At 43.4% G+C, this 26,547-nt stretch carries 17 protein-coding genes and 1 pseudogene; 10 read left to right on the forward strand and 8 right to left on the reverse strand.

Features of this window, described 5'->3' with window-relative positions; genetic code table 11:
• Positions 1–48: 48 nt before the first annotated feature.
• From glyA to ACP7AE_RS09010, 3 genes are all read right to left on the reverse strand, one after another.
• The gene (gene glyA, locus ACP7AE_RS09000) at positions 49–1,305 is read right to left on the reverse strand and encodes a serine hydroxymethyltransferase (protein WP_055123466.1); all 1,257 of its coding nucleotides are present in this window, start codon (positions 1,303–1,305) and stop codon (positions 49–51) included.
• A 458-nt stretch (positions 1,306–1,763) separates the two neighbouring features.
• Complete coding sequence (locus ACP7AE_RS09005) at positions 1,764–2,267, reverse strand: chorismate--pyruvate lyase family protein (protein ID WP_426242643.1); 504 nt, start codon at positions 2,265–2,267, stop codon at positions 1,764–1,766.
• A gap of 65 nt (positions 2,268–2,332) precedes the next feature.
• Positions 2,333–3,703: a GNAT family N-acetyltransferase gene (locus ACP7AE_RS09010; RefSeq protein ID WP_426242645.1), complete on the reverse strand. Its 1,371-nt coding sequence runs from the start codon at positions 3,701–3,703 to the stop codon at positions 2,333–2,335.
• A 733-nt stretch (positions 3,704–4,436) separates the two neighbouring features.
• Between ACP7AE_RS09010 and ACP7AE_RS09015 the strand changes: the two genes are divergently transcribed.
• Complete coding sequence (locus ACP7AE_RS09015; protein WP_055123469.1) at positions 4,437–6,656, forward strand: NADP-dependent isocitrate dehydrogenase; 2,220 nt, start codon at positions 4,437–4,439, stop codon at positions 6,654–6,656.
• Between the two features lie 325 nt (positions 6,657–6,981).
• On the opposite strand, the pseudogene icd reads toward ACP7AE_RS09015, so the two are convergent.
• Positions 6,982–8,241 (reverse strand): annotated as a pseudogene (gene icd, locus ACP7AE_RS09020) (NADP-dependent isocitrate dehydrogenase).
• 461 nt (positions 8,242–8,702) lie between these two features.
• Between icd and ACP7AE_RS09025 the strand changes: the two are divergent.
• Complete coding sequence (locus ACP7AE_RS09025) at positions 8,703–9,329, forward strand: pseudouridine synthase (protein WP_055123471.1); 627 nt, start codon at positions 8,703–8,705, stop codon at positions 9,327–9,329.
• A gap of 265 nt (positions 9,330–9,594) precedes the next feature.
• Positions 9,595–10,416, forward strand: a complete 822-nt coding sequence (gene copM, locus ACP7AE_RS09030; RefSeq protein ID WP_426242648.1) for a CopM family metallochaperone — start codon at positions 9,595–9,597, stop codon at positions 10,414–10,416.
• A 181-nt stretch (positions 10,417–10,597) separates the two neighbouring features.
• Here the strand turns inward: copM and ACP7AE_RS09035 are convergent, their stop codons facing one another.
• Positions 10,598–12,601: a M61 family metallopeptidase gene (locus tag ACP7AE_RS09035; RefSeq protein ID WP_426242649.1), complete on the reverse strand. Its 2,004-nt coding sequence runs from the start codon at positions 12,599–12,601 to the stop codon at positions 10,598–10,600.
• Positions 12,602–12,934: 333 nt separating this feature from the next.
• On the opposite strand from ACP7AE_RS09035, the gene ACP7AE_RS09040 reads away from it, so the two are divergent.
• Positions 12,935–13,420 (forward strand): FKBP-type peptidyl-prolyl cis-trans isomerase, encoded by a 486-nt coding sequence (locus ACP7AE_RS09040; RefSeq protein WP_060490376.1) that lies wholly within the window; start codon positions 12,935–12,937, stop codon positions 13,418–13,420.
• 555 nt (positions 13,421–13,975) lie between these two features.
• Here ACP7AE_RS09040 and ACP7AE_RS09045 read toward each other — a convergent pair.
• A complete protein-coding gene (locus ACP7AE_RS09045; RefSeq protein WP_045443512.1) occupies positions 13,976–16,186 on the reverse strand; it encodes a carboxy terminal-processing peptidase in 2,211 nt (736 codons plus the stop codon).
• 592 nt (positions 16,187–16,778) lie between these two features.
• On the opposite strand from ACP7AE_RS09045, the gene nagZ reads away from it, so the two are divergent.
• Positions 16,779–17,864, forward strand: coding sequence for a beta-N-acetylhexosaminidase (gene nagZ, locus ACP7AE_RS09050; protein WP_426242652.1), 1,086 nt, complete (start codon positions 16,779–16,781; stop codon positions 17,862–17,864).
• A 125-nt stretch (positions 17,865–17,989) separates the two neighbouring features.
• On the opposite strand, the gene ACP7AE_RS09055 is transcribed toward nagZ, so the two are convergent.
• Both ACP7AE_RS09055 and ACP7AE_RS09060 read right to left on the reverse strand, forming a co-directional pair.
• A complete protein-coding gene (locus tag ACP7AE_RS09055; protein WP_426242654.1) occupies positions 17,990–19,585 on the reverse strand; it encodes an OmpA family protein in 1,596 nt (531 codons plus the stop codon).
• Between the two features lie 464 nt (positions 19,586–20,049).
• Positions 20,050–21,678, reverse strand: coding sequence for a hypothetical protein (locus ACP7AE_RS09060; protein WP_426242656.1), 1,629 nt, complete (start codon positions 21,676–21,678; stop codon positions 20,050–20,052).
• Positions 21,679–22,052: 374 nt separating this feature from the next.
• On the opposite strand from ACP7AE_RS09060, the gene ACP7AE_RS09065 reads away from it, so the two are divergent.
• The 5 genes from ACP7AE_RS09065 to ACP7AE_RS09085 all read left to right on the forward strand — a co-directional run bounded on the left by ACP7AE_RS09065 (position 22,053) and on the right by ACP7AE_RS09085 (position 26,435).
• Positions 22,053–22,661 carry a rhomboid family intramembrane serine protease gene (locus ACP7AE_RS09065; RefSeq protein ID WP_045443506.1) on the forward strand — a complete coding sequence of 203 codons (609 nt, stop codon included), beginning with the start codon at positions 22,053–22,055 and terminating at the stop codon, positions 22,659–22,661.
• A 157-nt stretch (positions 22,662–22,818) separates the two neighbouring features.
• Positions 22,819–23,784: a metallophosphoesterase gene (locus ACP7AE_RS09070; RefSeq protein WP_201539836.1), complete on the forward strand. Its 966-nt coding sequence runs from the start codon at positions 22,819–22,821 to the stop codon at positions 23,782–23,784.
• Positions 23,785–23,882: 98 nt separating this feature from the next.
• Positions 23,883–24,443, forward strand: coding sequence for a 5-(carboxyamino)imidazole ribonucleotide mutase (gene purE / locus ACP7AE_RS09075; RefSeq protein WP_201539837.1), 561 nt, complete (start codon positions 23,883–23,885; stop codon positions 24,441–24,443).
• Between the two features lie 190 nt (positions 24,444–24,633).
• Positions 24,634–25,986, forward strand: a complete 1,353-nt coding sequence (locus ACP7AE_RS09080) for a 5-(carboxyamino)imidazole ribonucleotide synthase (RefSeq protein WP_426242658.1) — start codon at positions 24,634–24,636, stop codon at positions 25,984–25,986.
• On the forward strand, positions 25,986–26,435 hold the full coding sequence (locus ACP7AE_RS09085; protein WP_201539839.1) for a YaiI/YqxD family protein: 450 nt from the start codon (positions 25,986–25,988) through the stop codon (positions 26,433–26,435). Before ACP7AE_RS09080 ends, ACP7AE_RS09085 begins: the two co-directional genes overlap by 1 nt.
• The last annotated feature ends 112 nt before the right edge of the window (positions 26,436–26,547 follow it).

Here is a 26,547-nt window from a genome sequence, read left to right on the forward strand (position 1 = left end):
CTAAGCGGTTTTTATTTTAACCAACGTTTAAAACTGCTCAAACAAAAACTACTGATTTTTTTCGTAAACTGGTAACTCTTTGCAGATCGCTTCTACTTTACCGCGTACTTCAGTAGCGACGGCTTCATCACCGCGGCTATCTAGTACATCACAAATCCAACCTGCCAAATCACCCGCTTGCGCTTCATTGAAGCCACGAGTAGTGATTGCTGGCGTACCGATACGGATACCAGAAGTCACGAACGGAGATTTCGGATCATTTGGTACGGCATTTTTATTCACAGTAATATGCGCATCGCCAAGCCATTTGTCTGCTTCTTTACCCGTCATTTCTTGCTTAACTAGGCTGATCAGCATGAGATGGTTTTCAGTACCGCCAGAGATGATTTCATAGCCGCGGTCTTGAACCACTTTTGCCATCGCTTTAGCGTTTTTAACCACTTGCTGCTGATAAGTAGAAAAGTTATCTTCTAACGCTTCTTTAAAGCAAACCGCTTTTGCCGCGATGACATGCATCAACGGGCCACCTTGGTTACCTGGGAATACGGCAGAATTGAGCTTTTTAGCAAGTACTTCATCACGTGCCAAAATCATACCTGAACGTGGACCACGTAGGGTTTTGTGCGTAGTTGTTGTAACCACATCAGCGAACGGTACTGGGTTTGGATAAACACCACCAGCAACTAGACCAGCAACGTGTGCCATATCTACTAGCAAATAAGCACCAACTTCATCAGCGATTTCACGGAAACGTGCCCAATCGACTACCTGTGAATACGCTGAAAAACCAGCAATAATCATTTTAGGCTTATGCTCTTTTGCCAAACTTTCAACTTGGTCATAATCGATAAGACCAGTGCCTTCGACCAAGCCGTACTGTACAGCATTGTAGTTCAGACCTGAAAAGTTAATGTGTGCGCCGTGAGTCAAGTGACCACCTGCGTCTAAGCTCATGCCTAGTACGGTGTCATTTGCTTCAAGTAACGCTAAAAATACGGCAGAGTTTGCTTGGCTACCAGAATGTGGCTGGACGTTGACATACTCAGCACCGAACAACTCTTTTGCACGATCAATCGCCAATTGCTCTACAACGTCTACATGCTCACAACCACCATAATAACGCTTACCAGGATAGCCTTCAGCGTATTTGTTGGTTAGATCTGTACCTTGCGCTTCCATCACTGCTTGCGAGCAGTAGTTTTCAGACGCAATCAATTCGATATGGTTTTCTTGACGAACGCTTTCTGCAGCCATCGCTTCAGCAAGTACTGGATCAAAATCTTTGATAGAAATATCTTTAAACATAGTGATGTCCTAGGTAGTGACTGTCATTGAAAAATGTCGTTGAAAAGAAGCTTATAGGCTGCCCACAATAAAACAATTACTGTGTCAACGTCGCTCAAAGTACCAGCGGTACTTTTACGCTCAGTTTTATGGTATGACCATTATTGTGAATTGAGTCTATTAGCAAAGATAAGTAGGAGTAAGCAGAGGCAATAGGCCTGTCATTAACTTGTCCAATTCGGCAATAAACTCGATACGCGTTGGCATCAAAATCATCGCTAAACATTAAGTGTAACATGAAAATTTGTGCGGTGAGCGCAAAAAAACCTCACTGTAAGCTGAGTGAATTAAATGGTGATATAACGCAGATAAATAGCCAATAAAATAAATGGTTTACCGATATCATCCTGCTCCTAGCCTGTTGTTGGTCAGCAGATTATTAGCGATATTTATCTATTGACTGGCTACTTAACGGATATTCAACTGTCAGTAGCGACAAATGCTGGCAAGAAAGTTTCGCTGATCAGCAACTGGCGACCATACCAATCATAACGTGTTTGCCGTTGCCAACCCTCACTTGTCTGCTGGATAAAACGCTGATTGGGCAAAGTCCGGCTGCGTTTAAATAACACATAACCGATGGGCGTGCCTTTGAGCTGCTGTAGACGGCGGGCGTTACCTTTGAGACTGGGTAACGGAAAGATACTTTGCGCGGCCACCCACGGGCGCGCGTCATTGCCATATAGTTGCGCTTCACGCACCCATGCTAGCATGGGACGATTTAGCATGGCACCTGTGACATTCAATTGTTTTTTTTGTGCCAATGACAGCAATCGGTAGCCCTCAAAGCTGCGCTCCACGCGCAAGGGCTGCCCTGCTTTCACTTCCAACACTGCCGTGAGAGAGCCTGCGACATTGAGCCACGAGAGTAGCTCACTAGGAGGAGACAAATGGGTAGGACAAAAAAATTGAGTACTGGACATAGTTAACGGCTAATAGTGACATAATAATAAAAAAGAAAGCGAGCGTTAGGCGTATTAAGCAAAGCCTATTGATTGTTATCAAAGGCTGGCATATTATCCGCATTAAAGGGCAATGCCTCAAATGCTTGCTGACGATACTGCGCCATGTGCTCACGGTCTTGGGCGCAAAAATTGGCGATAGCTGGCACAAAACGTGGGTCATAAATACGGTGGATAGAGTGTGTCGTCGTTGGAATAAAACCACGAACCAGCTTATGCTCCCCTTGCGTACCCGGATCAAAATACTTAAGCCCTTGCTCGATGGCAAACTCAATACCTTGATAATAACACAGCTCAAAGTGTAAGCTGTCGTATTCACCCAGTGCTCCCCAATAGCGACCATAAAGAGTGGCATTTTCGCTATGGCGATCATCGTATAAAAACAAGCTACTGGCGATAATTTCTCCAGAGGAATCTAACGCTTGTGCGAGCATTAAGTGCTCAGACATAGTCGCTGCCAGTGCTATAAAAAAATCTATCGTCAAATAAGGCTGTTGTCCACGTACTGCATACGTCATCACGTAACAATGATAAAAGGCTTTCCAGTCTTCATCGGTAATAGCATCACCGCATTTGCGTTGGCAGATGATGCCTTGCTCCGCAACTTTACGACGCTCAGCACGAATGGTTTTGCGTTTTTTGGCTTTTAGCGTCGCTAAGAATGCTTCAAAATCAGCAAACGGTTGACAGTCTTGTAGCAAGTCTTTATTTTGCCATAAGAACTGACAGCCTTGACGTTCCAGTATAGGCATGTCAATTGCGGTTGATTCTAAACCATTATCTTGAGCGGCTAGCAAATGCGCTATATCAATATCAGTAGGCATAGATGCCGTCGCAATCTTTGCCAGCTCAGGCGTGATGAATAATCCATGCCAGCTTGAGGCACCTACTTGCTGAGCAATATCATCGATGCCTGCGATAGCTACTTTTATAATATCGGAGGTTAACGTCTCACCTTTTGCCAACCAAAGCCGCTGACCCGTAATCGGTGTATAGGGCACGCTGGTAACCAGCCTTGGATAATAATCCACACCATAACGCGCATAGGCTTCTGCCCATGAATGGTCAAACACAAACTCGCCACGATGATGACCTTTGAGGAATATTGGTAACACCGCCACAGGATGCGCGACTGTTTGCGCAGCTTCGTTAATCGCAGAATGGTTTTCGCTATGGTTTTCACTATGATCAGCGTGGTCTATCGAGCTGTCGCTTTGACTATCTGCGACACGATGTACCAACACAAATATCGGCAACCAGCCTGCCTGCTCACCAATCGCGCTAGTGTCAGCTAACGCTTGCCAAAAGGCAAACGACATAAAAGGGGTATCGGGGGTTTGCCAGTCTGCTTGACTCTGCCAGCTGGTGTCATTGAGTAATGCATATTGTAAACTCATAATACTCACTATTTATTTTTATATGGGCGTAGTTTTTTATACCTTGTTTTGTATATGACTAGCCTAGCAAAATTCTACTCAAACTCTGTCACAATTATGCTCTCATAATTGTCAGATATTATGGATAAAATAGGTAACAATGCACTCTCGATAATAAAAGCTATCCCAATACAGTCATCTCTAAAACATAGATAATTTGGTTTGTCAGCTCATGTCTGACAGAAGAGTAAGAATCACTTAGTCACGACTCATATCTATGATATGACTGGCAGTTTTTTGAATAATGATTGTATTATTCATCGTTTTATGACGAGTATTAGCAGGCAGTGTTTGTATAGAAAGGATGAAATTTTTATCGATGACTGGTAGAATAAGGCTCTTAACAGCTTAATGTAATTAAGACATATTAGAAACAACCGAAAACACTACACTTAGTTCATTATGCGATATTGACATCGTATCAGATTTATAATCAGTTAACTATGATGTAGCGTCCGCACTCTATTTTTAAGTCATTCATATGAGCAGGTCGTTCAGACAAGACAGTCAAACTGCCGCTTAACGAAGAAAAATTCTAAGCAGACTCGATGGTCTCCAAGAAACTGGCTACAAAAAGCTCGCGACACATTATTTAGTATCGTTGCATGATCCATTATTACATCAGAGCTGCATGGAATGATTAACTTATATTTGAGCCTTATTATTAATTACAACTAAAAGGAATGCCCAACTAATGTCTAAAATTATTTATACAAAAACTGACGAAGCACCAGCGCTAGCAACCTTATCATTTTTGCCAATTGTAAAAGCCTTTACTCAAACAGCAGGCATCGAAGTTGAAACCAGTGATATCTCTGTTGCTGCCCGTGTGTTGGCTGAGTTTCCAGAGTACCTAACGGAAGAGCAGCGCGTTCCTGATAATCTGGCTGAGCTAGGTCGTCTGACTCAAGATCCAGACACCAATATCATTAAACTGCCTAATATCAGTGCTTCTGTTCAGCAGCTAAAAGCTTGTATCAAAGAATTACAAAGCAAAGGCTACGCTATTCCTGACTTTCCAGATGATCCTAAGACAGAAGAAGAAGAAGAGATCCGTAAGCGTTACGGCAAAAGCTTGGGCAGTTCTGTCAACCCAGTATTGCGTGAAGGCAACTCAGATCGCCGTGCACCAAAAGCGGTTAAAAACTATGCACGCAAGCATCCACACTCTATGGGTGAATGGAAGCAATGGTCACAGACCCACGTATCGCACATGCACAGTGGCGATTTTTATGCTGGTGAGCAATCTATCACTTTGGATAAAGCACGTACTGTACGTATGGAACGTGTCGCTGAAGATGGCACTATTCATGTCTTCAAAACAGGCATTGCCTTGCTGGACAAAGAAGTCATCGACTTGATGTTTATGAGCAAAAAATCACTACTTGAGTTTTATGAGCGTGAAATGGAAGATTGCCGCGAAGCTGGTATCTTGTTTTCACTGCACGTAAAAGCCACGATGATGAAAGTGTCGCATCCTATCGTGTTTGGTCATGCGGTCAAAACTTATTATAAAGATGCCTTTAATAAGCATGGCGCTTTCTTTGACGAGTTAGGTATCAACGTCAATAACGGCATGGCAAGTTTGTACGAAAAAATCGCTGAGCTACCTGCCAGTAAGCGTGAAGAAATCGAACGCGATTTACATGCTTGCCAAGTGCATCGTCCACGCCTAGCGATGGTTGATTCATCAAAAGGTATCACCAACTTCCATTCACCAAGTGATGTAATTGTTGATGCGTCTATGCCAGCGATGATTCGTTCAGGCGGTAAAATGTGGGGCGCTGATGGCAAAATGTATGACTGTAAAGCAGTCATGCCTGAATCTACCTTTGCTCGCATCTATCAAGAAATGATTAACTTCTGTAAATGGCATGGTAACTTTGATCCAACAACGATGGGTACGGTTCCTAACGTTGGTTTGATGGCGCAAAAAGCCGAAGAGTATGGCTCGCATGACAAGACTTTTGAGGCGAGTGGTTCAGGGTTGGCTCGTATTGTCGATGAAGATACTGATGAGGTATTGCTTGAGCAGCAGGTTGAAAACGGCGATATTTGGCGCATGTGTCAGGTTAAAGATGAGCCTATCCAAGATTGGGTAAAACTTGCCGTACGCCGTGCCCGTGAATCAGATACGCCTGTTATCTTTTGGCTAGACCCTTACCGTCCGCACGAAAACGAGCTGATCAAAAAAGTTCAAACTTACTTAAAAGATCATGATACTACAGGCCTGCATATTGAAATCATGTCACAGGTTCGTGCGATGCGTTATACGCTAGAGCGCGTTGCCCGTGGTCTGGATACTATCTCTGCGACCGGTAATATTTTACGTGATTACTTGACTGACTTGTTCCCAATTTTAGAATTAGGCACCAGTGCGAAAATGCTGTCAGTCGTACCATTAATGAAAGGCGGCGGTTTGTTTGAAACGGGCGCTGGTGGTTCTGCACCTAAGCACGTTCAACAATTGTTAGAGGAAAACCATTTACGTTGGGATTCATTGGGTGAGTTCTTAGCCTTGACCGTCTCTTTGGAGCATTTGGCCAGTCACGATAACAATGCTAAAGCGCAAATCTTGGCGGATACATTGGACACGGCGACAGAAAAACTGTTGTTAAACAACAAAGGTCCTTCGCGTAAAACAGGTGAAATCGATAACCGTGGTAGTCATTTCTATCTGGCGATGTACTGGGCACAGGAGCTTGCGGCACAAGATAAAGATGCTGATCTAAAAGCAAAATTTGCACCGCTGGCAGAAAAACTTGAGAGCAACGAAGCTGCTATCGTCAAGGAGCTAAATGAAGCTCAAGGCAAGCCTGTGGACCTGAAAGGTTACTACTTGGCAGACGAAGCATTGGCTGAACAAGCGATGCGTCCAAGCACGCTATTCAATGCAGCAATCGCCTCATTGTAATGGAGTTGTGTGCTAATACAGCAAACAATTGGGCTTAATTTTCTTTATTTATAAAGACTTTTGAACCCAGTTAGGTAAAATAAAAACGCCGCTTAGGTCTCAGACTTAAGCGGTGTTTTTTATGCTTGAACATAAGACAGTACGTTTAAAACGTTACTTTTGAAATATCACTTATAAACAGCAAAAAACTGCCAATAAAAAAGCCACCTACATAACTGTAGGTGGCTTTTTGACATTGCTATGTTCAGCGATACTTTTGTGAATATTGATACTTTTATCAATAGTATAAAATTCTGATAACTGCTGACTCAGTGCTATATACTTTTTAAACATCCATGTGCTTGATAACCGCTTTACCAAACTCAGAAGTACTGAGCAAGATAGCATCTGGCATGAGGCGCTCAAAGTCATAAGTGACTGTTTTATTTGCAATCGCACCTTGGATACCACTGATAATGAGATCAGCGGCTTCTGTCCAGCCCATGTCTCGTAACATCATCTCAGCTGATAAAATCAATGAGCCAGGATTTACTTTATTCTGACCCGCATATTTAGGTGCTGTGCCATGAGTTGCCTCATAAACCGCAATTGCGCCGCCTTTGTTAGCGCCTGGTGCGATACCAATACCGCCCACTTCGGCTGCTAGGGCATCAGAGATATAACCACCGTTTAAGTTTAGCGTCGCAACGACTGAATAATCCGCAGGACGCATCAAGATTTGCTGCAAAAAGGCATCAGCAATAACATCCTTGATAATAATATCATTGCCTGTTTTTGGATTTTTCATTGTCATCCAAGGACCACCATCTAATAATTCTGCATCGAAGCGTTCTGCGGCCAGCTCATAGCCCCATTCCTTAAATGCGCCTTCGGTATACTTCATAATATTGCCTTTGTGCACTAAAGTCACACTGGGCAAATCATTATCGATAGCGTGTTGAATGGCTTTACGCACCAGACGCTGCGAACCTTCTTTGGATACTGGCTTGATGCCGATACCGCAATCATCATCGAAGCGGATCTTCGTAACGCCCATCTCTTCTTTTAAGAATTTGATGATTTTCTTAGCATCCTCACTGCCCGCTTTCCATTCGATACCTGCATAGATATCTTCTGAGTTTTCACGGAAAATGATCATATCTGTCAGCTCAGGATGTTGAACAGGACTTGGTACACCTTCGAACCAACGAACTGGGCGCTGACACACATAGAGGTCAAGCTCTTGACGTACCGCCACATTCAATGAGCGAAAACCACCGCCAACTGGCGTGGTCAATGGACCTTTGATACTGATAACATAGTCTTTTAAAATCTCTAGCGTCTCGCTTGGCAGATAGTCACCATCATATATTTTAGCGGCTTTCTCGCCGAGATAAGCCTCCATTCAAATGATGGACTGTTTGCCATGATAAGCTTTGTCTACTGCTGCATTGACCACTTTTATCATGACCGGCGTGATATCGATCCCGATACCATCCCCTTCAACGAACGGGATGATAGGATGATTGGGTACATTTAGCGACAGATCAGCATTTACGGTAATTTTTTCGCCGTCTCTTGGGACGATAACCTTCTCATAAGACATGGATAAAACTCCTTGGTTGTATGTTAGATATCGCAAGCATCCTTAGCACTCTGTTATGCTAGCCACTCTATTATGATTATTTATACCGCTTTAAACGCGGGTGAGCCAAACTAAAAACTTTGAGCAATAGGTAAGTTGCGATATGCTGATAAATGATTTAAAAAATGAATAAGTAAAATAGCGATACAGTGAATAATCATTTATTGACTTAACGATTTATTGAATTAACGATACTGTAAAAATCCCTTTAGTAAAATAGCATCCACACAGACTGTTATAATAACGCGCAAAATAACAAAGATACTTTATATAAAATCAACAAATTTGCAGCTTATAGCGTTGATTTAAAAAAATAACGTTTTATTAGGGTGTGTCTTCATTTTAAAAATGGTGAATTGAGGACACGCTCTAATCTCAAAATACGCACAAAATAATGATTCAAATTTAGGAAATCCCAAACCATGTCAACCTCTAGTCTGATTTTATTCAACAAACCTTATGGGGTGCAAAGTCAATTTCGTGATGACAGCAACAATGATCACACCACCCTATCACAGTATTTTACCGATAAGTCTTTACGGATTGCGGGTAGGCTTGATGCCACCTCAGAGGGCTTGCTGATTTTAACGAGTGATGGTCGAGTCAATAAAGCCATTACCCAGCCACCTTCTGCTGCTAATTTTGCAAAAAACCGTCATAAGCAGGGCAAAACTTACTTGGTGCAAGTTGAAGGTACAGCAACGCCAGCGCAGTTGAATGAGCTTGCCTCTGGCGTACATTTAAAAGATGGCAAGACACTACCTGCGACGGCTCTCATGGTAGAAGAGGCAAACTTACCCATTGATTTATGGCAACGTGAGCCGCCTATTCGTGAGCGTAAGAATGTACCGACTTCGTGGCTCATGCTGACGATTTATGAAGGTAAGAATCGCCAAGTCAGACGCATGACAGCGCAGGTTGGACTGCCTTGTTTGCGTTTGATACGCTGGTCAGTGGCAGGGTTCGAATTGGGTGATTTAGCCGTTGGTGAGTTTGTGCGTATTCATCTCACTAGCGAACGCTGTCAGCAATTAGGCATTCTTGATTAATTATTACTACCAATCTACTGGTATCTCATTGCTGATTGCTCGTGACTGGCATCCGCTTATTAGAGGATATCCTTATTTCTATCAGCTTTTTTAAATAAGAATACGTCTTAGTCATTGGCTTTGGTAGCAATTAAAACCAATTACGACTTTCTAAACATCGCGTCTCGAACGAGCAAGGTTTATCTGCTAAGCTTCAGAACACCTTTGTTTAGGTGTCATAAGTCTCATCCACTTATCATTTAATTTTTTATTATAGGGATATGTTATGTTTGTTTCTCGTCGTTGGATCTTGTTGGCTACTAGCGTCTCTACGGCGCTTATACTGAGCGCCTGTCAGCCGACAAAAGACAACGATGACACAGATCCTAATGCAGCGACCCCACCTGTGACTGATATCGTCGATACTCCAAATGACGTTGACGCTGACAACGAACTAGCAGCTGGCGAAAACAGCGCGGATGAGAGCCAAATGACCGATATACTCAGAGACTATACCAGGTCGATGACTAGAATGCATGATGAGATGATGATCGGTATGGGTTATAACGATCCTGATACAGCCTTTGCTAAAGCGATGCTTGGACACCACCGCGGTGCCGTAGAAATGGCAAAAATTCAGCTGAAATATGGTACTGACGAAGAGATGCGTCAATTGGCACAAGAGATTATCGCCGCTCAGCAAGTTGAAATCGATATTTTGAATAAATGGCTTGCTAGCCACCCTGATACAGCCAAACCTAAACCCAATACTGAAGCGATGCAGCAAGCGTATGCCAGAAGCATGGATGTCTTAAATGGCGAGATGGTATTGGGTATCGCCGATCCTGTGCCTGACATGGCATTTGCACGTGGCATGTTGCCGCATCACATTGGCGCGGTAGAGATGGCAAACATTCAGCTGACATATGGTACTGACGAAGAGATGCGTCAATTGGCACAAGATATCATCGATGGTCAGCAGATGGAGATTGCGCGTATGCAACAATGGATTGCAGATGCTAGTGCTAGTACCGATAAAAATACTAAAGAGACACAGGGCACAAGTGAAGCGGATAATCATCAGCAATCTGAGCAATCTGCTTCTTAGGTGCTGAATTACTAAACGCTGACTTAGCTGTTAATTTTTAGCACGCCTCAAAAAAGACTGCCAGTCATTACACAAAGCCCCTGCCAAATAATATTATTTGGCAGGGGCTTTTACTTTTAACCAATTATTGGACAGAATAGTGAGAACAAATACATTCACATTAATACATTTAGCAATGTATTTAACTTTGATAACGCTCTATAGCGTTAAGCCATGCTTGCCAGCCTGCATCGACTAGAGAAGAGTTATCACTGACTCCTGACGATTGATTTGCTTTTGTTAAGTGCAAGCTCACTTTATGCGGAGATGCTTTGTCAATGGCTTCATTAGCCGCTTTATGAAGCACGTTAACACGCATCAACTCATCACGGCGAAATAGATGACACTCAATGTCACGCTCCACATTACTTAGCAACGCCAATTGTTTACTGTCAGCCTTGATACCGTCAAGCGCCACAATGACATCGTTCGCTGAAATACCCGCTCTAGCAGCGACACTAGCACGTGTCACGCGATTGACTTTGAGTCCAGCAGGTGTTTCAGTACAGCGCATGCCCCAAGGCACATGCTTGTCAGCCGTCTCTTTGCTATTGCTATGCATGCTAATGCCGTTTGCCGCCAGCAGCGCTTCAATTGGCAACTCTTCAACACCATTGACATAACGATACTCAAAGTCTTCCCAATCCTCTATGGGCATGAACTGCCCAATGACTGTACCCATATCAGCACTATTGATGCCAATGCGTTTATTGTCGTTTTGCTTTGCTTGAGTATAAAAAGCCTTGACCACATCAAACAGACGATAGCGACCATTGCTCTTTTGGAGCAGTGTTAAATCCAAGCATAACGCCACCAATGCGCCTTTGTTGTAATAACTGATACCAGCATTGCCTGTATTTTCATCGTTACGGTATAGCTTAATCCACGCATCAAAGCTCGACTCTGCAACGCTTTGATACGCGCGACCCGCGGTTTGATAGTAACGATTAATTTGCTCAGCCAGTAGCTTGAGATAGCTTGGCTTATCAATCACGCCCGACGCTTGCAACATAAAGTCATCGATATACGAAGTAAATCCCTCAAATACCCATAGCAGTGGTGTAAATGCCTCGCGGCGCAAATCAACATTCAACATAACATCTGGGCGTACCGTTTTGACCCACCACGAATGAAAATACTCATGGCTGCATAAGCCCAAAAATCGCTGATAATCGGTGCTTGGTATTTTTGGCTCATCAAGAGTTGGTAAGTCTCGGCGCGGCGTAATGAGACTGGTCGAATTGATATGCTCAAGTCCACCATAATCCTGACCACTGGCAAAGGTCATAAACGTATAATCATTAAATGGCGCATCACCCAACCAATCTAAATAGCACTGACAGATCTGAGTGACATCCTGCTGTAGCCTGCCCATATTGGCACTGTGCTTACCTGAGAGATAAAAACGATGGTGTAGCGTCTGATGCGTACTGTCTTGAATAATAAAGTCAAACTTATCTTGTTCTGCAATCTCAAACGGGTAATCAATAAGGTCGTGATAACTGCCTGCTTGTAGTCCATAGCTATGCTGCCCATCAAGGCGTAGATGCGTAGACTCCAAACCACATGCCAATAGTAGCCGACTCTCGTCTTTACCTGCTAAAAATGCTACTGGCACTGCTAAACTGACTTGTACAGCTCGATGCTCCTGCCCTTCTACAGCCAATGCCAGTGAGGTGAAATTCCCATACAAACGTTGCTGATCGACATAGGCAGTACGTACCGATAAATCATAGCAATAAACTTCATAATGGACACTGACGGCTTGCCCTGCCTTAGCTTTTGGTAATTGCCACGTGTTTTTATCTATTTTGTGCGCGCGATAAACCTTAGTATGAGTATCATCATCCATGATTTGGCTGTCTAATGCTTTACTATCTAGCACCTGGCTGTCTAACACCTTATAATGCACCGCGGTAATGTTGCGCGCGAACTCACGCATCAGATAACTGCCTGGTATCCACGCTGGCATCCAAAGTTGAGGCGCATCATTTACTGCCGTAAAATTGAGCGACACATCAACCAAGTGCTCAGAAAAACGCTCGAAATTGAGTCGATAATTAATATCAGCTTTAGCTTTATGGTGATCATTGATTGTATTGGCATCTGATAGCTGATTGCGTGAATTATTAGCAAATGAAGTCATTGTTTTTTTATCCTTATTTATATCATTATGGTAAAAGCCATTGTCCAAAAACGCAACTGACAAACCCCAAATATCCATTTACGGTCTTCAAACCACAAAAAACTGTGTTTATTTTCATAAAAAACGCCATTTATCAGTATAAAATAGCATTTTTTATTGTTTTTACCTTGAAAGTTATATGAGCCATCTCAATTAAAGATGCTAACTGCTAAAGTTACTTTAATAAACTGATGATAATTGACTAATGACGTGGCTATTTGGCTTGCTGATTGGATTTTTTAGGTTTATTGCAACCGTATTTAATTTTTTACATAGATATATTTAGGATAACTTATGACTATTATTGCAAAAGACACTGCCGTCAAATTCAATTACACACTAAAAGACGACGAAGGCAACATTCTTGACCAATCACCAGAAGGTCAACCACTTGCGTACTTGCATGGCCACAGCAACATCATTCCAGGCCTTGAGCAACAGCTAGAAGGTAAATCTGCTGGCGAACAAGTCAATGCTGTTGTTGAACCTGCTGATGGCTACGGCGAATATCAAGAGCAAGCGGTACAACATGTACCACGTGATAACTTCCAAGGCGTTGACGATATCCAGCCGGGTATGCAGTTTCAGTCAGAAGCTGGCGGCCAAGTAATGCTAGTTACCGTTACTGAAGTAAATGACAAAGAAGTGACCGTTGATGCAAACCATCCATTGGCTGGTAAGCGTTTGACGTTTGATGTTGAAATCCAAGAAGTACGTGCAGCAACTGAAGACGAACTAAACCATGGTCATGTCCATGGCGCTGGTGGCGTTGAGCACTAATCTCTTCTAGAGTATAGTAAAATATTAAATGGTAGTCTTTATTAAGACTGCCATTTGGTCAAAAAAGGTCAGTGACTTTGTCTACTGACCTTTTTTATGCTTATTCTATGATAAGTTCAATATTAATATAAATATACTTATCTATAAGCTGAGCGCTATTTACGTCTACAGTGATATTAAACTTGAGCAATATCTCTCCAAAAAATCTACCATAAAAATTACTAATGTCCAGACGTAATAAAGCCGCATAACGACAAGCGTTATGCGGCTTTTATCACTAACCATCCATGTTATCGTTATATGATACCTAATCCCGGAGTATCCTATAACTGACAGGCCTCTAGCCTTATCATCCTTAATCAGCAAACCACCTATCCCTGATGCGACCTTTGAGATACCAATCCCTAGTATCAATGAACCTTTTCGTTCAATCGTGCCGTACAGTTATAATCGCAGATTGCCTCATGGTTAGTAAGAGGTATAAACGTCAATCCATGTAAGCATATGCTTACATGGATTTTAATCACAGCCTTTTTGGCTGACAATAATGACTGTTTATAGCTTTTCTTCAGGGCTTAACAATGCTTTAGGTTCAGCGCTTAGCATAATATAGGCCGCTTCATTGATGAAGGCTTCGTCTTCAGGTAGCTCTGGGCGCTCCTTGGCTTTCATGCGGCTGCGCTCTTCAAATTTTGCATCCATTGCCGCTTGATAGGTGTTCCAATTGGCATAAGGGCGCTCACCCGTTGCAATAAGACGTTTATTTTCAGCCTCTAGTGAACGCTTTTCAATTAACTGCATCTTAGCTCGGCGGCTATTAATATCAAGTGGAATTGGTTTTTTCTCGTCTTCCATATCGCGAATGTTGTTTAGCGCTGAGAGATAAACAAACTGTGGGTTTTGCTCTTGACGAATTTTAGACTGCTGGTTAAGTGTCGCCAGCGTCGTATCAGTGAACTTACCTTCAGGCTTGTAAGGCGCCGTTTTGATGGTATCCCAAGGCAACGCTTTTTTCTGTGCACGTTCGCCAAAAGTGGCATCATCGTAGATATTGACCAACTCTACATCAGGTACCACACCTTTATTCTGTGTGCTACCACCAGTGATGCGATAGAATTTGCGCTGCGTTAAAGTGGCTGAACCCAATGCCAAATTATCGAGTTGAATCTGCGCTGAACCTTTACCCGTTGTCGTACTACCAACCACTAGCCCGCGACCGTAATCTTGGATAGCCGCAGCAAATATCTCACTGGCTGAGGCAGACGCTAGGTTAGTAATAACGACCACTTTGCCATCATAAAGTTGCTCACCGCCATCATCGTCACGGTAGACCTGAATGTTGCCGCGATTGTCACGGATTTGCACCATCGGTCCGCTCTTGATAAAGAAGCCAAGCATTTTTGCTACTTCATCCAATGAACCACCTGGATTATTGCGCAAATCAACCACGAGGCCATCAATATTTTCTTTATTCAATGCTTTCAATGCTTTTTCGGTATCGATACTGACGCTGCGATAATCCTCACCGTTACGGCGTGCCTGATAATTCAGATAAAAGCTCGGTATCTCAAGGACACCGATGCGTTTTGGCGTTTTATCAATATTAGGGCGCTGTACTTCTACCACGCGCTGGGTAACCCCTGACTCTTCTTGTTGAATAATGTCACGAACCACCGTCACGTTACGGGCACTGGCATCAGGGGTATTTGGCTGACGCACTTTAATGGTCACTGATGTGCCACGTTTACCGCGAATCAAGCTCACAATCTCACGCGTTGACCAGCCAACTACATCTGTCATGTTCTCGCCATCTTTGGCAATACCGATAATCAAATCGTTGGGTTTAATCTGACCAGATTTGGCTGCTGGACCACCATCGACCAAGGTCACGATGCGAGTATAATCTGGGTTTTTACGATCAGGGCGAATAGAGACGCCAATGCCTTCTAATTGCAAGCTAGATTGGATTTGCAATTCGTTGGCTTGAATCGGTGCGTAATAATTACTGTGCGGATCGTAAGTCAGCATCGCCGTATTTAAGATGGTTTCCATGATTTCATCGTTTGTGAGACGCTTAAACTGCTCTTGCTGTCGCGATAAACGGTTTTGTAAAATCTCGCTTGGTGTACGTTGGTCGTTGCGCACCAAATCTTGTCCACGAGTAATATCAGGATTGCTCAGAAATACTTTTTCTTTGGCTTTTTCATCTTCTTGACCCAAGGTAATACTCATCAGCTGAAACTTAAGCTGACGCGTCCAATAATCACGCTGCTCTTTTTTGGTTTTAAAATGATTGAGTTTTTCACGGTCAAGCACGATCGTATCATCACTCGTCAAATCAATATCGGTTTTTAGCATCTTGCTCGCCATCGCAAAATACTCATTTGAGCGTTTGCGATAGCGTTCAAAGACCTCTACTCCTGCAGACAAGTCGCCACGCTTGAGGCGAGCACCGAATTCATCGGCGTATTTTTTCTTAAACTCATCCACATCAGACTGCAAAAACAACGTATGGTTTGGGTCAAGGCTATCGATATACATAGACAAGATTTCGCTGCCCGTTTTGCTATCTAGCGGCTGATTCAAATAGTGGCTACGATCCAGCAATGCGGCTACTTGGCGAGTGGTGACTTTTTGTTCAGGGGTTTGTACAAAGCCTTCAGTATTGGTGTCGGCCATTGCCGTCCCGTAGCTCTGGGTAAGAATAATACCGGCGATGCCCACTGACGCTGCACTGAGTAACCACTGTGCTGGTTGTTTTTTCATCATATATACCTAGTTATTTTACGTTAATAATATTATTTGTTTTATAAAAATCAAAAGTGACTGAATCAGTCGCCGCCTATAAATGCTTTATCTTTAAGTCACGAAATACTTATCTACCATTATCAATCGAATATTTATTCAATGATACTTTCTAAAATCTAAATCGAATATTTATTCAATGATACTTTCTAAAATCTAAAACGATATTTTCTAAATATGCTATTTTCTGAATCATTATGGTCACTAAATGCCATTGCTGTTTGCTAATATATTGTTAAAAATCACTCAATATTATCATGCACATAGATATCCAACTGTCTCAAACTGTATAAGCAATCTTACACGCTACGCCTGCACATACCAAACTTTCTATTACATTTATTGTTCATCATTATTTGGGTCATTTATTGACGATTCAATGCCCACTCGCGAATTGATTCGAGTCTATTCATCTGCCACATTATGCTCATTTGCTAATAACTGTCATAATAAAGCAGTTTTGATAATAGGGGCACACTGCCAGTTATCATCATTTATTTATTTGAAGCTGAACCGATCATATAACAATATATAACACCATAAGGATTACGCAATGTACGGCGTTTTAATGATTGATATCGATAGTACCGCACTGACAGCAGAAGATGTCAGCTTAATCAAACAGGCACAAGTGGGCGGGGTGATTTTATTTGCCCGAAACGTTGCAGATGCGGCACAAGTACGGGCATTGTGTGACGACATACGTTATCACAACCCGGATATATTAATCGGCGTCGACCAAGAAGGTGGACGAGTCGCACGCCTGCGCAATGGCTTTACCCCACTACCCGCCATGGGCAGGCTTGGGGAATTATTTAATCAAGAGCCTAGCCATGCGCTAAGCTGTGCTTACGATTGTGGGTATCTAATGGCAACAGAAGTATTAGCCGTGGGCATTGATCTCAGTTTTGCCCCAGTACTTGACAGAGATGGCATCAGCCAAGTCATTGGGGATCGTAGCTTTCATCAAGAGCCGCAAGCGATCATTGCGCTGGCGACTCAGTTTATGCGCGGTATGAAAGCCGCTGGCATGGCAACCACAGGTAAGCATTTCCCCGGTCATGGCGCGATTGCCCCTGACTCCCATGTGGCTGAGGCCATCGATACGCGTAGCTTGGATGAGATTATGCATAGCGATATGCAGCCTTTTGCCCAAACCCTACCGTGGCTTGATGCCTTAATGCCTGCCCATGTTATTTTTTCGCAAGTCGATGATAAGCCAGCAGGTTTTTCTAAAATTTGGCTCAAGGACATCATACGGGATCAGCTAAAGTTTGATGGGGTCTTATTCTCTGATGATCTATGTATGGCAGGTGCTCAAGCCGCAGGCGATGTCAGCGCACGTGTGAAAGCCGCGATTGAAGCGGGTTGTGATATTGCGCTGGTTTGTAACGATCGCGTCGCCGCCCATGAAGCCGCAGAGACCGCACAAGAGCTGCCTTATCCCAATCAAAACCGTATTAAAACGATGTGCGGACAGATACCAACATGGCAGGGTGATCTGGAATCAACTTGCCAACAATTCAACTATTGGCAACAGGCAAAGCAAAACGTGACTCAAACCTTTTTTAATCCTCAATCTGAGGCACAAGCGACTCGCAGCGCTACTGAATTAAAAGATCCGACCGCTTATAAATAATCGCTTATTATTAGATACTTATCATTAGCCACCTATAGATCACAGCTTTAACAAAATAAAAAACCGCACCTTTTATAAGGTGCGGTTCTTTTGAATGAATAACTTCTCAATCAAGCTGTTGTACATTAATTGGCAGGATCTACTGCCATACCTTGAGTGGCATCATCACCATCAGGCAATAAGTCATCGTTATTGCTATCTAGAGGATTTAAGTCTGGGTCAAGCGCGTTATTACTAATAATCATACCATCGTTCGCACTGGCCATCTCGTCATTGACTATAAATTCAATACGGCGATTACGGAAGCGACCCTGCTCAGTTGAGTTATCAGCAATAGGTTCTGATTCACCCATGCCTTTCGTCATCAATTTACTGGCATCAACACCTTGAGATACCAAATACTCTTTCACTGCCTCAGCGCGATCACGAGACAATTCTACATTGTAAGAATCTGATGCCTGACTGTCAGTATGACCGATAATCGTCAGCTTCATATTCGGTACTTCGTTGATAATCTTAGCAGCGCGGTCAAGCAGCTCTTTATTGACATCAGGAATGACCGCTTCATCCACTTCAAAGTTGATCACCTGAATACTCAATGCACGAGCCACATCACGTGGATCTGGGTTTTTACCAAGATTGGTCATAGCAACATCCGCAGCTGCCAAACTATTATCAATCTCACCCTGCAAATCTAATGGCCCTTCGGCTTGTATGGTCATCGCAGGAACAGCCGCTTGTAAGTCAGCCACTAGCTTATCTAATGCCGCTGCATCAGGCGCATTGACAGTGATCACATCGCCTTTGATGATCATGCTCGCATTTGGTACATTTTTGACGATAGGTAAGATAGTAGCTAGCTGAGCCGCCGCTGGCATATCTACTGCAAAATTGTCATCGACATCAGCACGGCATTTATTGGCTTCTTCACCAAATGCACTGGTTAACGCATTCATTACATTGGTCTGCAAAGTCTCGTCGCCCACATTCATACGGCAAGCATACAGCTCACTATTTTCACCAGTCGCAATGCGCAATGATGCAGGCTCAATATCACCTGCCACTGCCAACTGACCCTCTCCCTGCGCTGCTTGTTGGGCAGTAGCCACCGGTGTAGCGACAGGCTCAGGATTCTCTTGGCAACCACGAAGTAAAGCCCAAGCCAATGCGCCTAAAATAATCAAGCCAATAATGGGGAGCAATGCTTTCATAAAGCTACCTTGCTGCTCTTCTTCGCGTTGCAATGGAGCGGTGCTCACCGTATCAGAGATACGCGCGCCAGCAGGAGGCGTCGCCGCCAACATACCGACTGGCAGAACGGCGCTTGCCCAAGCAGGGATATAACGCTGGTAACTGTCGAGATTATCATTTAAGAACTGCGGCACTGGTGTGTTACCTGCCAAGCTTTTGATTTCGTGAAAAGCCAGTGGCGCTGCCATCGCTATCAGTCCACGCGAAGACGTTGCATCAACATTATGCTTGTCTGCCAGCTCACGAGCGATTTGATCACGTTGCGCATCATCGCTCCATACACGGTCATAAAACCCTTGGTCATCACGAGTGATATTCTCATTTGCAAAACGATTATAAGTATCGTTATCCGCTAAGCGAGCCGCAAAAATAGCGTAGAACTGTTCAAGCAGCCCCTTTTTAGCGGGACTATGATCATCTTCCAGCACGGCTGGGCTGACTGTACGCGTCAAATGACTGATAATATCCATAATACAATTCTCCTATTAATACCTACATAAGTATCGATTTATATAATTTAAATATTCAAAAAATGCCAGATAAAATAATGATTTGAAATAAGAACCATGACAGCTAAAACCATCTTGACCCTTTTCAATTTTCATCATTATAAAAGTATTAAGTCAGTGTTAACAATCAACAGGTTGTTGTACAAATGATACGTTAGGTAATATTTCAAGTGTCACACGTAACCAAAAACATGGCAAATAACCAACCATTAACCCAGTGAGAAGCCATAAAAGAATCAGTAAAACTTATGTATAAATGGAGAAAATACATCCTTTTTTCAGATACTTTATGGTTTTTTAGATACTTCTAACTGGGTATCTACAGAAAAGATGGCGGTATAAGCAACTTATACCGCCATCTTTACTTGATAACTTGTTTCAATGGATAGGTGATTAAACAATCGTTAAACACCTCTATTATCCAATCATTTATTCCTTACTTGCGCAGGTTCAGCGATGATGAGTGTGCTTGCCATATCATCTACCTCCGATTCTGAAATAGAACCTGACGGTCTGTTATTCATCGGTGCATTGTTAGGGGTATTGTTAGGAATGTTACTGGGAATATTGTTGGCATTGTTACTATAATTGTTGGGTGCAGGATTAGGTACGATACGATCGCCTGTATCATCATCTGCTGCTTGGAACTCTCCAGAGCCACCGTTGTTATAGTCATTAGCATACTGATTGTTGGCAGCTCCCTCATTTTCAAACTGGTTATTCGTATTATTCATTGCATTGGCATCGTTATTTTCAGGCAATGGTAGTGGTGCAGTACTATCGATGACCATGGCAGGTATCAAAGTACGCATATCCGTAACCAGTCGTTGCAATAGCATACTATCTGGCGCTTCTAACATAAGACGATCATTCTGCAAATGTAGGCGTGCAAATGGCATAGACCTAATCATCGTCAAGACATTGGGCAGTACTTCCTCTGGTAAATTGGCAATACTACTGGCAACTCCAGCCTGTACTGTTAATTCGCAAATACTCGCTTGCTCACCAAAGCTGGTATTGAGCGCTTGTTGCAAGGTGCTTTGTAGCGCTGCATCGCCAATGGTAGCACTACAGGTATAAAGACTACCGCTGTTATCTACGCCAACGATGAGCTCAATGGGAGTCATTACCTGCGCTACTGGTGCAGGCGTTGGTGCTACCACAACAGGCACTGTCGCAGCGGCTTCTACAGGCGGCGCGTTGTTCGGTCTGATTAATATTGCCCAAGCAGCAAGCCCTATCGCGGCAATGGCTACTATTAACAAACCCACCCGTACCACTAAATCATTACGTTGATTGCGAGTACGCACTTTTTCTTGCTTCATACTGCTATTTTCTGCCAAATGATGCGTGGATGGATTGGCATGAATGGCGCCAGTATGAGCGCTAAAATGACCATCGGTATCACCTATCCTCATACTTTCTACATCAGTATTTCCACTATCTTTTTTATCTGCTGTATCAGCATTTTGCTTATAAGCGGCTGGCGCTGCGGTGATCGTACTGGTGTCTATATGAGAATTTTGCCGACCATCCAAAGAGATGTCACGCACTGGTACGCTATCAATATCTGCGGCGATGTGTGGGTGTGCTTCTGATGCGCTATTGACGTTTTGAGGAGCAGTAATAATAGGTGCTGACCACATCGGTAAATACTGACGCAGTGCCGCCTGCTCTCCCTGCAAAAACGCTGGCAAAAACTGGCCTTTTGCCAATACTGTCAGCTCACGATAAGCCAGTGGCGCGGCATTGATGAGCAGCTGTAACGTAGCAGACTCATCAATATGATGGGTAGCAGACAGCTCTCGGATCATAAGCTGTTGTATGCTTTTATCTTGCCACAGTTGTTCGAACAGTGGACTTTCTGTGGCTCTATCAACCATCCCTTGCTCGGCGCGGATAAATTGTGAATACACTTGCGGCAAGGCGAGACGCGACGCCAAGATGGCATAAAACTGCTCCAATAAGCTGATGTAAGCCACACTATCCTGACTATTGCGTTCACCTATGACAGCTGGCGTTACGGTCTTTTCTAATTGGTCGATAATACTCATAGATTGCTGCCTCTTTCGGCCTTTATTTTAAATTTACCAACGCATGAAACGTTTATTTTACTTGTCGTTAGCGTCTGCATTCTTAGATACCGCTCTTATTTAACCCACCATTACCGTCAAGATACGAAGCATTACTCAATTTGCCTGACAGCCTGCTATATTATTCACTATAAAAGCATATAAATGCACTATTTTGTCACATAATAAGTTTTTGCATTGTCATAACTACTGTTAGTATTACTTTATTATAAATAGCTCATGCTTAATAATTGCTTGTCAGTCCTATTTAGTTTGCACTCAGCCATAATGCGTAGGCTTTGAACATTGTTATTCATCACCTTGTCACATATCAGGCGCAGCCTAAGGATTTTCCTTTGTTCAATCATACGACCCTTATTATTATTATCACGGTTATTGTCAGCTTAGTGGCATGGCAAAACAAGACAGTATTTAATCGACTCATTTTTTATCCACCAGCGGTAAATAATGGGCAGTGGGACCGTTTTGTCACGCATGGCTTTATTCATGCCGATAGCATGCACCTGCTCTTTAATATGTTTACTTTATATTTTTTTGGTCGTGCTATTGAAGGGCTGTATCAGCCGTTCTTATTTGGTTATGGTTTTGTGGTCTTTTACGTATTGGCCATTATCATTGCGATGATTCCAAGCTACCTTAAGAATAAAAACAATGCGAGCTATTTGAGCCTTGGCGCGTCAGGCGGTGTATCAGCCGTATTGTTTGCTTTTATTTTGCTGGCACCGTGGGAGAAAATCTACCTATTCGCGATTGTTCCTATACCTGCGATATTATTCGCCGTTGCTTATATCGCTTATAGTATCTATGCAGACAAACGGGGCGGCTCTAATATCAATCATATGGCGCATATGTGGGGCGGCGCGTTTGGGGTTATTGCCACGATTATTTTAGAACCGCAAGTCCTACCGCATTTTATCAATGCGCTATTATCACCTGGGCTTTAAATTTAGTAATGAAGTTTATTAATGAAGCTCAATGATAAAAATTGAAATGAGCACTTGGGTTATGATGACAGTTTAAGTAATTAAGCGATAATTAACGTCGCGTTATGTTTTGCACAAACTTATACTTAACAAACTATTTAAGAATTTGATAATTATTATGATGATAGATGTTATCGGTGATATTCACGGCTACGCATACAAGTTAATTGGCTTATTAAAGCAGTTAGGTTACGTTCATAATGGTACGTACTTTGTACCGCCAGTAGGGCATCGGGCGTTATTTATCGGTGACTTGATTGACCGAGGACCACAGCAATTGGCTACCTTAGAGATTGTTTTTGCGATGTTAGATGCTAACGTAGCAGATGCGATAATGGGTAATCATGAATATAACGCCCTCGCCTTTGGCACACTTGACCCTGATAACTCCAGCCAATATCTGCGCTCGCACAATGACATACATACGCGCCAACATGCGGCATTTTTAGCCGAAATAGCTTTTGGCTCAGAGCGTCATCAATATTGGCTTAATCGGTTGTATGAGCTGCCTTTATGGATTGAAACAGACGACGCTTGTTTTGTTCATGCCTGCTGGGATGTTGATAGTATGGCGGTATTGCAGCCACTATTGACTGACGACAATTGCTTAACGCCGCACGGGCTAGTCGCCACTGCCAAAGAAAACACGGCGCCATTTGACGCGCTAGAGCGGGTATTAAAAGGTGTAGAAACAGCATTACCCGACGGCATGGTCATGGTCGATAAAGAAGGCACTGAGCGCAAGCGCGTGCGAGTATGCTGGTGGCTTGACGGGCTGAATAAGCGCCGTCTTTATGAGGTGGCGCGTGCGCCTGCATCAGCATTGGCGCAGATTCCAAAAGAGGTGTTGGCTGAAAGTATTGATTTCGCCCTGAAAACGGATAAAGCAGTATTTGTCGGTCATTATTGGCTAACTGGCACGCCTGAGCCACTGAGTTCACAAGTTGCCTGTACTGATTATTCAGCGGCGGTAGACAGCGGATATCTGACTTGTTATCAGCTCAATACTGAGCAACCATTGCCACTAAAAGCCAGTAACTTTGTCCAATATCGCCATGATAAATCGGTAAACCCCAATCCATAAAATTGGTGCTATTGCCCCGCTTTCTTATTAAAAATCAAACTTGGCTTTACGAGAGCAACAAAACTTTTGTATGATGGTCTTTTTGAGGATATCAAAGCATGAGCACCACAATAGCTACTGTTAACACGATGGATCAAAACAGCCCTATCGCCTCCCCTGCTGGTCAGCCGAAAGTTGGCATTATTATGGGATCACAATCTGATTGGGCAACCATGAGTGCGGCAGCGCAATTGCTCGCAGACTTTGATATCGCTTTTGATTGTGAAGTGGTTTCAGCACACCGCACCCCTGATAGACTGTTTGACTATGCAAAAAGTGCAAAAGATAACGGTCTACAAGTTATCATCGCTGGCGCTGGCGGTGCTGCTCATCTGCCTGGCATGTGTGCCAGTCAAACGCCATTACCTGTGTTTGGTGTTCCTGTAAAGTCTTCTATGCTCAGCGGTTGGGATAGCTTGTTGTCCATCGTACAGATGCCGAAAGGCGTTGCCGTTGGCACATTGGCGATTGGCTCAGCAGGCGCTTACAACGCTGCCCTGCTTGCGATTCAAGTGTTAGCATTGAATGATGAGACCATTGCGGCTAAGCTGGACAATCTGCGCCAAATGCAAACTGATACCATCCTTGCCAGCCCAACGCCAGGCATTATCCATACCTAATTACCTGTCTTTGATAACGGTTCTTGAATCCCATTATTGAGATATAGCCGCTATTTACTTGATATTTATTTTTAGATGGGTTTTACTTAATACAAGGTGCATGTAATGCACCTTTTCCGATTTTAATAGATGACTTTTTGCCTTTTATTACACCCAAAATATTATTCATTTTTAACTCAAAGAGCCTGCCATGACTACAGCGAACGCTTACCCTGTTACCCAAACCATTCGTACCATCGGTATTTTAGGCGGTGGTCAGCTTGGTATGATGCTTGCCGAAGCAGCGATGCCACTTGGCTACCAATGTGTGTTTTTAGAAGACAGCGCTGACTGCCCTGCTAGCCTATACGGTCGTGTCTTTCATAGTGATCAGTTAGCAGACTTCATCGCAGCAGCAGACGTTTTCACTTTAGAGTTTGAAAACACACCGACTGCGACTGTAGAACAGCTGACCGATCTGTCAAAATCAGGTAGTAAACAAGGTATGTTTCCGCCATTGATTGCGCTTGATATCGCTCAAGACCGCTTGAAAGAAAAGCAAATGTTCAATGCACTTGAGATCGCCACTGTACCCTTTATGGCTGTCAACTCTGAAGCGGATTTACAGCAAGCCTGTCATGAATTAGGACTGCCTATCGTCCTAAAAACCAGCCGTGGTGGTTATGATGGCAAAGGTCAGTTTGTGATTAGACAAGACAGTGATATCAAGGCGGCATGGCAAGATCTTAAAGATGCGGTTACGGGGAAGGGTTCACTAACGCCAACGCCTGCACCTTTGATTGCAGAAGGTTTTATTAACTTTAGCCGCGAGCTTTCTATTATCGCCGCACGCGCACAAAATGGTCAGGTTCGTTGCTACGATTTGGTCGAAAACCATCATCATAATGGTATTTTAGCCAAGACCCAAGCGCCTGCCGTTGGCACCAGTCATTTATTCAAACAAGCAACTGATGCCATCACCAAGATCATGAATCATTTAGATTATGTTGGTGTGATGGCACTTGAGCTCTTTGTGACCAAAGATGCGCGTGGTCATGACACACTACTCGCTAATGAAATTGCGCCGCGCGTACATAACTCTGGGCACTGGAGCATTGAAGGCGCTGTCACCAGCCAATTTGAAAACCACATTCGTGCCGTCGTCAATCTGCCATTAGGTGATACCGACAACGTGCATCCAGCGATTATGCTCAATGTCTTGGGGCAATATCCAGATATCAGCGCCGTACTAAATATCGATGGCGCACACTATCATAGCTACCACAAAGCAGAACGCGATGACCGCAAAATTGCGCATATTACCTTGATGCCAAACGACGTTGCCGACTTAGAACCTGCTTTGGCCAAGCTCGTCGCTACGCTACCCAATAAAATGGGACTTGAGAAAAAACCATCTGCGATTGATAGCCAGCCAGAAGCGGCAGATAGTCTAACCACTACTGACAATGACAATATTTTAGAGAGTACAGAAATCCATATTGATGACAGCCAAACAACTCAGGCTATCGACGCTAAGGCAAAAACAGAAAAGGTTAAGAAATAATGCAGATTTGGGTAGATGCCGATTCGGTGCCATTGATTGCCAAAGATTTGATTATCAAAACCGCTGAACGCACACAAACCATGGCAATATTCGTCGCCAATCAGCCGATCAAACTGCGTAAGTCACCACTGCTTGTCATGACAGTGGTGCCATCAGGGTTTGATAAAGCCGATGATTATATCGTTGAGCAAATACAGCCAGGCGATTTGGCTATTACCAGCGACATTCCTTTGGCTAATGACATTTTGGACAAAGGTGGTATGGTCTTGAGCTCTCGCGGCATGGTCTACGACAAAAATAATATCAAGCAAAAGCTCAATATGCGTGATTTCATGGATACCATGCGCGGTACTGGCGTGCTCGAGCTACAAGAAATGAGCGGTCAAAAACCTTATGGCGATCGTGACAAAAAAGCTTTTGCTGATGGATTAAACAAGTTGGTACGCTAGTTTTCACACGCTTTGTCTTTGGTTTTTTGATCTTATCCACTTTGCAAACCGTATACACGCCATAACCAAACACTATGCAATCGGCACGCTTCATAACGAAGTGTGCCGTTTT

Source organism: Psychrobacter sp. TWP2-1-2 (genome assembly GCF_049896785.1).
GTDB lineage: Bacteria > Pseudomonadota > Gammaproteobacteria > Pseudomonadales > Moraxellaceae > Psychrobacter.

What these genes read in the sequence shown, in the direction of transcription:
- purE (WP_201539837.1), top strand. Translation starts at nt 23,883, where the DNA reads ATGAGCACCACAATAGCTACTGTTAACACGATGGATCAAAACAGCCCT.
- nagZ (WP_426242652.1), top strand. Translation starts at nt 16,779, where the DNA reads ATGTACGGCGTTTTAATGATTGATATCGATAGTACCGCACTGACAGCA.
- ACP7AE_RS09035 (WP_426242649.1), bottom strand. Translation starts at nt 12,601, where the DNA reads ATGACTTCATTTGCTAATAATTCACGCAATCAGCTATCAGATGCCAAT.
- ACP7AE_RS09060 (WP_426242656.1), bottom strand. Translation starts at nt 21,678, where the DNA reads ATGAGTATTATCGACCAATTAGAAAAGACCGTAACGCCAGCTGTCATA.
- ACP7AE_RS09005 (WP_426242643.1), bottom strand. Translation starts at nt 2,267, where the DNA reads ATGTCCAGTACTCAATTTTTTTGTCCTACCCATTTGTCTCCTCCTAGT.
- ACP7AE_RS09025 (WP_055123471.1), top strand. Translation starts at nt 8,703, where the DNA reads ATGTCAACCTCTAGTCTGATTTTATTCAACAAACCTTATGGGGTGCAA.
- ACP7AE_RS09080 (WP_426242658.1), top strand. Translation starts at nt 24,634, where the DNA reads ATGACTACAGCGAACGCTTACCCTGTTACCCAAACCATTCGTACCATC.
- glyA (WP_055123466.1), bottom strand. Translation starts at nt 1,305, where the DNA reads ATGTTTAAAGATATTTCTATCAAAGATTTTGATCCAGTACTTGCTGAA.
- ACP7AE_RS09010 (WP_426242645.1), bottom strand. Translation starts at nt 3,703, where the DNA reads ATGAGTTTACAATATGCATTACTCAATGACACCAGCTGGCAGAGTCAA.
- ACP7AE_RS09085 (WP_201539839.1), top strand. Translation starts at nt 25,986, where the DNA reads ATGCAGATTTGGGTAGATGCCGATTCGGTGCCATTGATTGCCAAAGAT.
- ACP7AE_RS09055 (WP_426242654.1), bottom strand. Translation starts at nt 19,585, where the DNA reads ATGGATATTATCAGTCATTTGACGCGTACAGTCAGCCCAGCCGTGCTG.
- ACP7AE_RS09070 (WP_201539836.1), top strand. Translation starts at nt 22,819, where the DNA reads ATGATGATAGATGTTATCGGTGATATTCACGGCTACGCATACAAGTTA.
- ACP7AE_RS09045 (WP_045443512.1), bottom strand. Translation starts at nt 16,186, where the DNA reads ATGAAAAAACAACCAGCACAGTGGTTACTCAGTGCAGCGTCAGTGGGC.
- copM (WP_426242648.1), top strand. Translation starts at nt 9,595, where the DNA reads ATGTTTGTTTCTCGTCGTTGGATCTTGTTGGCTACTAGCGTCTCTACG.
- ACP7AE_RS09040 (WP_060490376.1), top strand. Translation starts at nt 12,935, where the DNA reads ATGACTATTATTGCAAAAGACACTGCCGTCAAATTCAATTACACACTA.
- ACP7AE_RS09015 (WP_055123469.1), top strand. Translation starts at nt 4,437, where the DNA reads ATGTCTAAAATTATTTATACAAAAACTGACGAAGCACCAGCGCTAGCA.